This window comes from Amycolatopsis sp. NPDC104775 (assembly GCF_055583325.1).
The window spans coordinates 499,701-512,347 of sequence record NZ_JBVJOE010000004.1; the positions used below are offsets into that span (position 1 = coordinate 499,701).

General features: G+C 67.7%; 5 protein-coding genes. 3 read left to right on the plus strand and 2 right to left on the minus strand.

Annotated features, from left to right (window positions below):
* Positions 1-442 precede the first annotated feature (442 nt).
* On the minus strand, positions 443-3,256 hold the full coding sequence (locus tag ACZ63D_RS20990; protein WP_465355990.1) for a beta strand repeat-containing protein: 2,814 nt from the start codon (positions 3,254-3,256) through the stop codon (positions 443-445).
* Between the two features lie 1,658 nt (positions 3,257-4,914).
* Here ACZ63D_RS20990 and ACZ63D_RS20995 point away from each other — a divergent pair.
* From ACZ63D_RS20995 to ACZ63D_RS21005, 3 genes are all read left to right on the plus strand, one after another.
* Positions 4,915-8,688, plus strand: a complete 3,774-nt coding sequence (locus tag ACZ63D_RS20995; protein WP_465355991.1) for an nSTAND1 domain-containing NTPase — start codon at positions 4,915-4,917, stop codon at positions 8,686-8,688.
* A gap of 429 nt (positions 8,689-9,117) precedes the next feature.
* Positions 9,118-9,972 carry a hypothetical protein gene (locus ACZ63D_RS21000; RefSeq protein ID WP_465355992.1) on the plus strand — a complete coding sequence of 285 codons (855 nt, stop codon included), beginning with the start codon at positions 9,118-9,120 and terminating at the stop codon, positions 9,970-9,972.
* Positions 9,973-10,036: 64 nt separating this feature from the next.
* Complete coding sequence (locus ACZ63D_RS21005; protein WP_465355993.1) at positions 10,037-10,483, plus strand: hypothetical protein; 447 nt, start codon at positions 10,037-10,039, stop codon at positions 10,481-10,483.
* A gap of 586 nt (positions 10,484-11,069) precedes the next feature.
* Here the strand turns inward: ACZ63D_RS21005 and ACZ63D_RS21010 are convergent.
* Positions 11,070-12,302, minus strand: coding sequence for a lipase family protein (locus ACZ63D_RS21010; RefSeq protein ID WP_465355994.1), 1,233 nt, complete (start codon positions 12,300-12,302; stop codon positions 11,070-11,072).
* Between the last annotated feature and the right edge of the window lie 345 nt (positions 12,303-12,647).

Below are 12,647 nucleotides of genomic sequence, written 5' to 3' on the forward strand. Positions count from 1 at the left end.
ATGCCGTGTCAACTAAACAACCACCTCCGTCAGCGACGTCACATAACGATGAAGATTGCGCGCCATCAAGCTCAGAAAGCCACAGGCTCCTGCGGGAAGCTTGGCAGTTCGGAGGCATGGGCGGGAGCTGTGCGGGTCGCTGTCGCTCCTGGTATGGCATGTCGTCGTTGCTCGGCGCGTGCATGCGAAGCCTGTGGCGTGCCGAGCTGTGCCGCCGGGATACGGCGGCGTCGGTCGGAAGATGTCGAAACTGCGAGTTTTGAAGACGGGGCCGTCTTGTTTCGATGTCTCTGCGGATTCTGGCCTTCTTTGTGAATGCAGGCTGGATCCGAAGTGAATCGGACGGGAGTCGCGGCGAGGACCGCTCTGGCGACGGGTGGAGGCGCGGGGCGTTCGGGCGGGGCATGCCCGGCCGCCCCGCGCCTCCGTCATTCCCGCGGGGCTACTGGGGAATGCCGGGCAGGGCCGGGATTTCGTTGGCCTGCAACGCCGACGGGTTCACCGGGAGATTCAGCTGGGCCGGGGTGTTCCCGTCTTCCACCTGGGTGACGTTCTCCGGCACGATGGACGTGGCCTGGCCGAGCAGCGCCGGGTGGAGGCCGTAGATCTGCCCGATCGCGCCGATCGGCGTCTGGTTGTGCTGGCCGGTCGTGGCGATGGTGCCGCCGGAGTTGCCGTGGGTGGTGTTGTCGCCGTAGGCGTTCGCGATTCCGCCCCAGACCGCGGAATCGCCGAACACCTGCGCCACCTCGGAGGTGGGCACGTCCTGCACGACGCCGGACGTGCCGGTGCCGGAGCTGGTGATGTCGCCGCCGGAGGTGTTGCGGGTGTTGTTCACCGCGCTGCCGTCGACCATTCCGACCCACGCGGCCGAGTCGCCGAAGGCCTGGGCGATCGGCAGTGCTTCGGCGGAGACGACGTCACCGGCCAGTTGTCCGCGGTCTCCCGCGGTGTGGGTGTCGCCGCCTGCGGTGGAGGTGACGTTGTTGGTCGCGTCGCCGGTCACTCGGCCGATCCACGCCGGTGCCACGCCGAACACGCCCGCGGTGCCAGCGGACGGCGCGTTGACGACGTTGCCCGCGAGGGTGCCGCCGCGGCCGTCGGCGAGGTTTTTGCCGCCTGCGCGGGAGTTCGTGGTGTTGTCGGAGACGCCTTGTCCGTAGCCGCCCCACGCGGCTCCGTCTCCGTCGATCTGGGTGACTTGGGAGATCGGGGCTTGCGCGATGTTTCCGGCCGCGGTGCCGAGCGCGCCGGTGCCGTGGTAGTTGCCGCCAGCCTTGGAGTCGGTGTGGTTGCTCGCTTCGCCGACACCCCGGCCGATCCAGGCTGCTCCGTCTCCGAACACCTGGGTCGGTGCGGAAAGCGGAGCGGCGATGACGTTCGAGGAGAGTTTTCCGTTGTCGTCGTTGGTGTTTCCGTCGCCGCCTGCGGTCACCTTCTTGTGCTCGTCGGCGACTCCGACTCCCTGTCCGATCCAGGAGCCGCCGACGCCGAACACCTCGGCAGGCAGCGCGGCCGGGGCGGTGACGATGTTTCCGGAGCCCTCGGAGTTGTTGCCCTGGGTGCCGTCGTAGCCACCGGCCTGCACGTTCTTGTCGTTGGTGGCTTGGCCGTAGCTGTTGCCGATCCACGAGGCACCGGAGCCGAACACGTCGGGGCTCGCCGCGACCGGCTCGGAGACGAGGTTGCCGGACGCCTTTCCGCCGTTGCCGTTCGTATAGGTGCCGCTGCCGGACTTTACGTCGGAGGTGTTGTCGTGCCCGGCGTAGGACTCCAGGCCCCAGTTCCCGGCGACGCCGAACACTTCGGCGGGGACGGCCAGCGGTGCGTCGGCGATGTTGCCCGACCCGGTCCCGTCCTGTGCGGAGGTGGAGGAGAACCCGCCGGAGGTGACGGTCGATTTGGAACTGGACGCCGACTTCGGCGCGTGTGCTGGGGCCACTGGCTGCGGGCTCGGGATCGGGACCGGCCAGAGCGGCGAGCCGTCCGGCCGGGTCGGCTGGCCGGTGGGCGTCGGGGCGGCGGGGTTGATTCCGCCGGTGAGCGGGTTGCCGGTCGGGAAGGGGTAGCCGGGCAGCGGGAGCGGGTCGGCCAGCGGGCTGCCGTGCACGCCGCCGGTGCTGGATTTGCCCGCCCAGGCGGCGGCGACGCTGGCGACGTTCGCGATGCCCGCGCCTTGCGGTTGCACGATGTTGCCGGAGCCGGTCCCGCGGTCGCCGTTGGTCTGGACGTAGGACGGGATGTGGTTGATGCCTTCCTTGGTGCCGCCCGCGGTCACCGTGTCGGTGGTGTTCGACGAGTCTACTGTGGACACACCGCCCCAGGTCGGGGCGTTTCCGTTGAATTCGAGCGGAAGCGCCAGCGGCGCCGCGCCGACGTTGCCCGCGAGCTTGCCGTCCTTTCCGGCGCTGGAGATCGGGCCGCCGGAGGAGGTCGTGCTTTGCGCCTGGGAGTCGGTGGTCTGGGCCGAACCACCCCAGGATGCCGCGTTGCCGGTGACCTGCAGCGGAGTCGCCCATTGCCCGGCCAGCACGTTGCCGGAACCGGTGCCGCCGCTGCCGTCGGTGCTGTCGGCTCCGTTCGTCGCGGTGGTCTGCTCGGCGCGACCGCCCTTTGTGCGCGCGGCGCCGGCCCAGGAGATCGCGTTGTTCGCGAACTGCACCGGTACTGCCCAGCGCGCGTCGACGACATTGCCGCCGAGCGGGGTGTTTGCGCCGCTGGTCTTGATGTCGTGGTTGTTCTGGTAGGTCTGGTGGTGGTTCGAGCCGTCGACCTCGGCGGGTCCGCCCACGGCGAAGGCGTTGCCGGCGATCTGGACCGGCACCGCCAGCTCGGCGTTCGCGCGGTTGCCCCGCAACGGATCTCCCGTCGGCGCTGCCTTGGCGCCGGGGGATGGGCTGGTGGACTTGCTTGTCTTTGGCACGGCGTCTTGTGCGGGCTTCGCGCCGCTGGTGACCGGGCTCGCCGCGCGGGCAATCGAGGAGCCCGTCTTCCCCATTCGCAAGGCTTGCTGGAGCGGGTTCGTGAGCGTCTTCGTGGTTACCTCGCCCTGGTATCCGGGCAGTTTCGTCTGTCCGGCCGCGGTGCCGAGCACGTTGTCGCCGATGTCGATCGGCACGGTGATCCCGGCGTCGATCGGGTTCGCCGGAGTATCCGGACTGGTGGCGTCGGCGGCCGAGGCGATCCCGGTGCCCAGCACGAGCAAACCGCCCGAGAGCAGCGCCGTCTGCATGCCGCGTTTGACCCAGATGTGCATGACAATTCCCTCGTTCCATTTCAGGGTTTTCTTGGGCAGGCTCCAGCGGAACCTGTTTTGGGGATTCCCGGGTCCGGAGACCTGTCGGGTGTATCGCCGCGACGCGGCGAAGAATTCGGCAGTACGCCGAAGCGAAGCCGGATCAGTCGGGGTTGCAGCCGGGCCGGGAATTGATGCCCGACGGTCGGTCAACGCAAGGGGCAGGGCAGGGGTCCGCGCCGGTTAGGGGCTCGGGCCGCCCTGCGGACTGGATGATTCCGGCCGATGGCGGGGAGACGTGTCCGTCGGCAGGCGCACTGGGCGACCTCGGGATCGGCGGCGCGAGCGGAGCCGAAACCGGTCGGGGCGGAGTTTCCAGGGCGGTCGTCGATTGTCCGGGACGTGATGGAATTGTCGCCCGGTGGACCTTGCCGTCGGGGACCGGAATGGCCGCGAGATCGTGCCGGGAAGATTTCTTTGCGGCGGTTGCGCTCAATGGAATCGCAGAGTGGATCGACGGCGCTTTTTCCGCTTTCTGTACTCGCGTGTGCGGTACCGGGGTCGCAGGTGCCGTGACTGGCGTTTCCGCGACGGGCTTCGTCGGCAGGACGCCGGTCCGGGGCAGCCGGGCAATGATCTCGCGAACCGCGGTTCCGTCGGAAGCGACCGTATGTGCGACGGTTCTGGTCAGCGGTTGGGCCACATTCTTAGTAGTCGCGCGAACAACGTCCGCCGCGCCGTCGCGGACTGGAACCACCGCGGAGCCGATCGCTGCCCGCGCGACGCCAGCCGCAACAGGTTCGACGCCGGGTACCGGCGGCGCGGGCTCGGCGGACGCGGAATCCCCCGAAGCGAGCCACGCCAGCACCAGCCCGCACGCGGCGATCGCCGCCACTAACAGCACGCGGACTGCCCAGCGGGTCATCCGGCCCGCTTGCTCTGCTGGCATGGTGTCGCACCTCATGACGAGGGCCTCCTGGGAGCCTGCGTCGGTGATGAGCGGCGGTGAATGGTGGTCATTCGTTTTCCGTCGCCGCGCTGAGAGCAGTCTGACAAAAGGTGACAGCGAGCACTAGGCCGATTCTGCGCGGGTCCCCGTTCGAGTGAATGACCGGCTGTGATCGCGGCGCGTGCAGTGCAAGCGTATCCGCAGGTCGGCGCGCAATTCTGGGATCGCGTCCGGGGTGGTGTGGCACCTCCCCCGTCTGAGGGGTCGGCCCGAGCGGAGCAGTGGCGAGCGCTTTCCTGGCCGATTGGCGTGAAATCGCCTTCCAGTGATCGAAAGGCCGACGTCAGCGCATTTTTTCTACTTTGGGTAATGGTTTTCGGAGAGGTGAGCTGGCGCGCGGCCTTAGCTCGCCTGCGTGCCCGGAATCGACGGCCCCCCGGAGAAGCCACCGGTTCGCACCGACATCGCTCCCGCCCTCGCCGTGAAGTCTAGGGAACGAACCATCCTTCTCGACCGCCTGCGCTCCCCTGATGCTCAGGACATCACGGTGGCCCCATTGCAGGCACTGGAACCCGCTGTGGACGACAACGCCGGTTGTGGCCTCGAGCGGCTGTTTGGGCGAGTCGCCGACTGGACGAGTTCTAGCGCGAACGGGTTGTTGTGTGTCGGGGGGTGTTGCCTGACAAACAGCTCGGAGACAATGAGCGGAACGACTCACGGGGAGGTAGTCGTGCCGCGTAAAGAGCGTCCGCTGGACGAAAACGATGAGAATCCCGTTGTGCAGTTGGCGGTGGATCTACGTCGTTTGCGGCGCAAGGCGGGGAATCCTACGTATCAGGTATTGGCGGGGCGCGCGCACTATTCGGTGCCGACCCTGGCCACCGCGGCGTCCGGTACGAAGCTCCCGACCCTGGCGGTGACGGTGGCTTACGTGCGTGCCTGCGGGGGCGACGTCGAGGAGTGGGAGCGGCGTTGGCACGCGGTGGCGGCCGAGGTGAACGCCGGGGCCGCCAGCGCGGCGGAGGGTGCGGAGCCGCCTGGCCCGTATGTGGGGCTGGCGGCGTTTCAGCCGCAGGACGCGGATCGGTTCTTCGGCCGCGAAACGCTCAGCGAGCATCTGGTCCGGAGGGTCGGCCAGCGCAGGTTTCTCGCGGTGTTCGGCGCTTCCGGCGTCGGGAAGTCCTCGCTGCTGCGTGCGGGGTTGATTCCGGGGTTTCATCGCTGCGGCGGCGAGCGGCGGACGCTGTTGATGTCGCCCGGCGACCACCCGGTCCAGGAGTGCTCCGTTCAGCTCGCGGCGCTGACGGGAAGCTCCGCGGCGGTAGTCCGTTCCGAATTGGAGAACGATCCGGCGAATCTGCATCTGCGAATTCGGCAGCATCTCGCCGAGATCGGAGAAGACGCCGATGTTCTGGTGGTGGTCGACCAGTTCGAGGAGGTTTTCACGCTGTGCCGCGGCGATGACGAACGAGATCAGTTCATCGCCATGCTGCTGTACGCGGCAAAGGAGAAATCCAGCCGAACCCGGGTGGTGCTCGGCGTGCGCGCAGACTTCTATGCCCACTGCGCTCAGCACCAGGCTCTGGCGGCGGAGCTGGCCGACGCGCAGTTTCTGGTAGGCCCGATGAAGACCGACGACCTCCGCCGAGCGATCGTCCAGCCCGCAGCCGGTGTGTCCTGCCAGGTCGAAGGAGCGTTGGTCGCCGCGGTCATAGCGGACGCCGCGGGCCAGGCCGGTGCACTGCCGCTGGTGTCGCATGCGCTCTTGCAGACGTGGCGGCGTCGCCGCGGCACAACGCTGAGCCTGAGCGGTTATCAAGCGGTGGGCGGCATCGCGCACGCGCTGGCGCAGACCGCGGAGGCCGCGTTCACCGACCTCGGCCCGGCGCAACAGCGGGTGGCGCGGGAGTTGTTCCTCCGGCTCACCGCGCTGGGCGACGGCACTGAAGACACCAAACGCAGGCTGCATCGCCGCGAACTCGACCTGCCCGGCGGCGACGCCGAAATTGTGCTCGAGAAACTCAGCGCGGCGCGGCTGATCGTGCTCGACCGCGACACCGTCGAGATCGCGCATGAAGCGCTCATCCGAGGCTGGCCGCGGCTGCGCGGCTGGCTGGACGCGGACCGCGACGGCCTGCGACTGCAGCGCCGCCTCGCCGACGACGCGAACGGCTGGGCCGAACTCGGGCGTGATCCCGGCATGCTCTACCGCGGCGTGCGGCTGGCCGCCGTCGGCGACTGGGCCGGCAGCGCGGACGTCCGGCTCACCGCGCTGGAGCGTGAATTCCTCGACGCGAGCCGAGTCGCCGAGGCCCGAGAACACGCCCGATGGCGGCGGCGTTCCCGGCAGTTGCGCTGGCTAGCCGCGAGTCTGGCCGTGCTGCTGGTCGCCGCGGCCGCGATCGCGACAACGGCTGTGCGGCAACGCGAACACACACTCGCTCAGGAACGGACCGCTACGTCACGGCAGCTTGCCGCCGAAGCCCAGGCCCAAGCCAGACTGGACACGGCGGCGGCGATCAGGAAAAGTCTCGACGCCTATCTCACCCAGCCCACTGCCGAGGCTCGCAGCGCGATTCTCAGCCTCGCCTCCAATCGTCCCTATCACGCGCTGCTGCCGTCACCGCCCAAGACCACCTTCGAGGTCGCGTTCAGCCCCGACGGGCACTGGCTCGCCGCCCCCGGGGAAGCACGCCACCTCACCCTGTGGGACGTTCCCGCCCGCCGCCGCGCGGCCGTATTCGATGCTCCGCTCGACCAAGTCACAGCGGTCAGGTTCAGCGCCGTCGGTCAGCGGCTCGCTGTCGGCACGTTCGACGGGCGTATTCACATCTGGGATCTGCCCTCGCGGAGAATCACCGCCTCGTTCACCGCCGCGGACGCCGATACGCCTATTGCCACGTTGCGGTTCAGTCCGGACGGACGACTGCTGGTCTCCGCCGATCAGCACAACGCGGTGAAACTCTGGGACACCAGCGGAAAGACGGCTCCTGTCACCCTCGTCGCGCAACACGATTCGCCCGAGCCCGTAAGCCGTGCCGCGGTGGCGGTCAGTCCCGACGGCGCGCTGCTCGCGTTCACCGACACCACCGGCGCGGTCGCGCTCTGGGACCTGCGCACCGCGACACGAGCGGGCACGCTGCCGGCGGACGGCGCTTGGACGAACTCCGCGGACTTCGCCTCCGACGGCCGCACTCTCGCGACCACAAGCCGAGCGGAACCGGGAATCCGGCTCTGGGACGTGACCGCCCGCCGGCAGGTCGCCAGCCTCGCCGGAGATCCCGATCCTCAGCTCAGCGTCGTGGCCGACCCCGCGAACGCGCAGCTGCTCACCGTCAACGCCCAAGGCACCGTCAACGTATGGGACATCGGCCGCCGAACGCTGCTGGCCACCCTGGTCAAAGACCTTTCCCTGCCGTCGTCGGTGGCCGTCAGCTCCGACGGGAGAACCATCGCCGGCGTCGTCGACAACGGCATCGCGCTGTGGGACCGCGCGCGCCTCCCGCTGATGGGCGGCACCGGGCATGCGCTCTACCTCGACGTCAGCGACTCCGGCGGCACGGTGGTCGCGAGCGGAGGCGGGTCGCCGACCGTCCTCTGGGACATGAAGACCCGGACGAGCCGGGTAATCGCGGCGCCCGCGAACTCCGACGACGCCGGAGGGCTCTCGATCCTGAGCCCGGACGGGAAGTTCGTTGCGGTCAACGACAAAGGCCGCATAGCGCTCCACGACGCGAGAACCGCCGCGGTGGTCGCCGAGATTCCGCGGCCGGCGAACCGGCTGCACGCCAGGTCGTTCGACTTCAGCCGAGACTCCCGCACCTTGGCCATCGCGACCCGAGACAACGGCGGCATCTGGTTCTACGACCTCGCCACCCGACAATACGTGCGAAAAATCGCCGAAGGGATCGACGTCGGCAACACGCATTACAGCCCGGACGGGCGTATGTTCGCTTACATCAGCGCAGGCACGACCATCACCATCCTGAACACCGACGACTACACGCCCGTCAAGAAGCTGACCGTCGTCGACGAAGCCCGCGGCAGCGACTGGCCGGTCTACCGGTTCAGCCGCGACGGGTCACTGCTGCTTTCCACCAACCCGCAGCTCGCCGCCTCGGGAAAGATCACCGTCTGGAACACGGCGACCTTCGCTGTGGTGGCCGAATTCCCCACCCCGGCCACGGAAGCGCGCTCGCCGTACTTCAGCCCGGACGACCGTTATATCGCCACTTTCGGCAACAACGACACCGTGACCATTTGGGACATCGCCACCGGAACCCGCTGGGCGACGCTCACCGGCCACACCGGAAAAACCTCCAGAATCCGCTGGAGCCCGGCGGGCGTCCTCGCCAGCAGCAGCGAAGACAACACCGTTATCCTCTGGAACACCAACCTCGACGACGCGATCCGGCGGCTCTGCGACAGCATCAGCCGCGACTTTCCCGGCACCGGCCCAGCACCCGAGATCTGCAACGCTTCCTCGCCGAGCGAACGGAGTTGAGCCGTCGGGCGTCGAAGCAGGTGCCTCTCGGTGACGCGCGAACGGTTCGCATTGCTCGCTACGAGGGTCAACTCATGTTGTTTTGCGTGGTGAAGCGATTGTTTGTTCTTGCCGTTGTTTCTTAACCGGTCGCCTGCCGACCGTCAACAACGTCGCGTCGCTATACCTGAGGCCCGGCCTCGCCGCGTAACAAGAAAGGCCCGGGCAGGAGAAACCAGAAAAGTCCAACCACGAGACGGGTCTGGTCTCGCTGCGTGCCAGACCCGCCCGGTCCAGGCCATGGGTGCCCTTGGAAACGCTGCGACAGGCGGGTGACGTGAATTGCGAAGGAGAACCGAGATGAGGACGTCACGGGTCACCGCTTGGCCAGTGAGGCGGTTCTGTCGCACCGACCCATCGCCGGGCAGCCGAGCTCGGGGCCTGCCCGTCATGGCATTGCTGGCCGCAACCGCGCTGACCGGCTGCGGTTCGGGTCCGGCTCCCGTTGACACCGCGGCCGATGTCACCACGAACATCAGTCCTGAAGACGCCCGCCTGCTGCTGCGGGCCGAACAGATCCTGACCGGGGATTGCATGGGACAGCTGGGCTTTCGCGTAGTGCCGGGCCCGGACGACCGAGTCGACGGCGATCGCAATTTTCCGTACGTCATCGACGATCTGTGGTGGGCCCGGCAGCACGGGTATGGCAGCGACATCGAGCGTCGCAAGCAGGAGCTGGCAGCACACGATCCCAACCGGCACTACTTCGCGAGCCTGCCACCCGACCGGAAGGATGCCGCCCTGGACGCGCTGAACGGAAAGCGTCCGGAGGGGCTGACCGCGACCCTTCCCACCGGCGGCACCGTGCAGCACAGCGATCAGGGCTGCACGTCACAAGCCCAGCGCATGCTGTACGGCGATCTCCACACGTGGTACCGGGTCGACCGGGTGACCGGCAATCTCGCCGCGGCGCGCCACAGGATGGTGCAAGACGACCCCGCCTACCGCCGCCCGCTCGACCGTTGGACCGCCTGCATGCGCGCGGCCGGTTTCGCCTACGCCTCACCGGGTGCGGCCCGCGAGAAGTTTCTCTCCGCGGCACCACCCGGGCCACGTGACGTGGAGATCCGGGTGGCGGTGGCGGAGGTGAGCTGCGCGGACAGCTCCGGGCTGGCCCGGACAGCCGCAGAGCTGGATGCCCGCTTCAACGACGAACTACAACGCCGGTACGCCCACGAGCTGGCCGCCAAGCTCGCGTTGCAACGCGCAGCCCTGCCCAAGGCTCGCACCATCACCGCCAGCTGACCCGGCCACCCAGACTCCGCAGCTGCCGCTGCCGGGGAACACCCAGCCAAGGGAAGGAAATCTCATGAGAAAGATCGTGACACTGATCGGTACCGGCGCCCTGACCGCGACGCTGGCCATCGCCCCGGCCACGGTGGCCCAAGCCGCCCCGAACACCACCGTCCCGACGGCCGCCGCCGACCCGGACGGCAGGTTCTACGCTTGGCAGGAACCCGGTCGCGGGGGTGAATCCTGCTCGTGGTCCGGCAACTCGGGCAACTGGGGCAAGTGCCGCAACAACGTCCGGTCGGTCGAGAACCGCGGCTACCAGGACTACAACGACGCCGTGAACATGTATTGGGGTATCGACCAGACCGGTGCTTACGCCTGCATCAGCCGGGGCGACTACTGGGGAGAACTGAGAGACGACTGGGTCCGCTTCTCCCACCACGGCACCAACGGCGACGGCGGATACTGGGAGCACCCTGCCGACAACATTTCCTCGCACCGCTGGGCACACGGCTGCGACTGACCGCCATCTCGGCGGCGCTCTTCGTCAGGAACAACAAACAAGTGCGGCTAAGCGGCTCCGGCATTTGAGACCCAGCGAGTCGAACTGCTTGGCCGATGACGGGGCAGGCGCGGGCGTAGGTGATCATGCAACGCCACGTGATCACCGGAATGCTCGTGCCTGCCGCTGTTCAAACACAGCATGCTGCGAAGGTTTTTGCCGAGTAGCAGACCGCGCTGATCTCACGGCCAACGCTTGTCGCTGGATTTAACCAGGTGACCTGAACACGGTTGACGGTAATGGACAACGTCGCGTTGGCCAGGACTCGTAAGCAAAGTTTACGGGGCAAGTCGAGTATTCCCGCCGCGGTCGAGTCCATTCCAGTACCGCATTGCAGGACGCAGATGAACTGCGTCCTGCAATGCCCACCCCACATGTGACGTCGATGGCGGCTGCGGAAAGACGCCGACGACCGCCTCAGCATGCAACCCGCGCACATCGCCCACCGGAGATTTCTCAGCGACCTTGGGTGCGGTGAAGGCGTCCGTCGCTGGCCGGTTTTCGGGAAAGGACCTCCTTCACGTCTTGCCGGTCGAAATGCTGGTGATCAGAACTGGCCGCAGTTGCCGTTGCTCGTTTGTCCGTTGAACACGCCCTTGAGCCACTCTGTGGCGTCGCCGGGAGCTGTCATCATGCCCAGGGCATGGGAGAGGAATGGCGAGAAGGTCGGGAGGTCCTTCCACCGGACGTTGGCGCCCTCGCCGCACCAGTCCTTGGCCATCTGCTTGCCGACGGCGGCCGGGATGACGTCGTCCATCGGGCTCTGCTCGACCATTGTCGGCATGGCGGGCTTGATATTGCCGATCCGGTTCTCCGCGACGATGGCGTCGAACGGCGGCTGCGCAAGGAATGAGGAGACCGGCTGGCCGTTCTTGGTCAGCGAGCTCGTCTGCTTGCCCATGAACTTGAAGACTGAGTCCAGCGTGCAGGTCTGCCGGGCTTCCAGGAACAGTTGAGCGCCCGCCGGGTTGGCCAGGTCCATGAGCCTGGCTTCGGGGTAGGCCTGGTTGATGCCGATCAGCGCGTAGCCGAGGAACCCGGCGTACATGCCGCCGTCGAGGGACTTGGCTAGGGCGGCCTTGTCCGCGGGCGGCGCGCCGGAGTAGACGCCTTTGACGTTCAGTTCGGGTGCGTAGGCGGGGGCCAGTTCGGCCGCCGATGCGGCGGCGCTTCCGCCTTCGGAGTAACCGGCGATGCCCACCGGACCGCTGGCAGGCAAGCCGGTCCCTTGCAACCGCTGCGCTGCGCGGATCACGTCCAGCACGGTGTGCGCTTCGGACAGCCGGTTCACATACGGATGATCGCCGCTGCCTTCGACCCACGGTCCGATGTAGTCGGTCTGCGCCACCGCGAACCCGGCACTCAGCAACGCGTTGACGAAGCCGCCTTGGAAACCGGACACCATGTCCTGTGAGCCCTCGCCTGCCAAAGTCTTCGAGGGGGCGCACTGCGGGCCCATCCCGAAGGTGAACGGCGCGTAGGCCACGATCGGCCGCTCGCCGGGCCCGCTCCAGGCGGTGTTCGGCACCAGGACCGTGCCGCTGACCGCGACCTGCTTGTTCTTGTTGTCCCGGGACAAGTACTGGATGCGGGTGGCCGTCGCGCCGTTGTAGTTCGAGGGCTGCGACTTGAGCACGTCGCCGTTCTGCCCCGCGGGCAGCGGCGAAACCGGGATATAGACCGAAGTCGTGTCGGCGGCGGCCGGTGGCGCGCTGAGTGCCACGGTGACGAGCGTCGCGGCGACGGCGGCGATCAGGCCGTGGCGAAAGGAAACGGGCATACGGCAACTCCGCGGTGAGTCAGGACAGGAATCGACTGAGCAGGCGCCGGACTGCGACGGACCGCCGTGTGCCCGGCATCCCAGTCAAAGGGGAACGGATCGGCGGAGGACTTTCAAGAGACAAAGGCCGAGTGGTCTTTAAGTTGTCAACTGCGGCCGAGCGCGCGCTTTTCGTTTTGTCACCGGGAAACGGTCTTCGCGGGTCCGCCGCGGCCAGGTGTCGCTGAGGCGGTTGCGCAGGACTTTGGCGAGCATCCCGGCGAAGTCGACGTCCACAAGGGACAGTGACACCGCAACGGAGGATGACCTGCTGAGAGTTCTCCTGCGCGCGCCATATCGTCGAGC

What these genes read in the sequence shown, in the direction of transcription:
- ACZ63D_RS20990 (WP_465355990.1), bottom strand. Translation starts at nt 3,256, where the DNA reads ATGCACATCTGGGTCAAACGCGGCATGCAGACGGCGCTGCTCTCGGGC.
- ACZ63D_RS21000 (WP_465355992.1), top strand. Translation starts at nt 9,118, where the DNA reads ATGGCATTGCTGGCCGCAACCGCGCTGACCGGCTGCGGTTCGGGTCCG.
- ACZ63D_RS21005 (WP_465355993.1), top strand. Translation starts at nt 10,037, where the DNA reads ATGAGAAAGATCGTGACACTGATCGGTACCGGCGCCCTGACCGCGACG.
- ACZ63D_RS21010 (WP_465355994.1), bottom strand. Translation starts at nt 12,302, where the DNA reads ATGCCCGTTTCCTTTCGCCACGGCCTGATCGCCGCCGTCGCCGCGACG.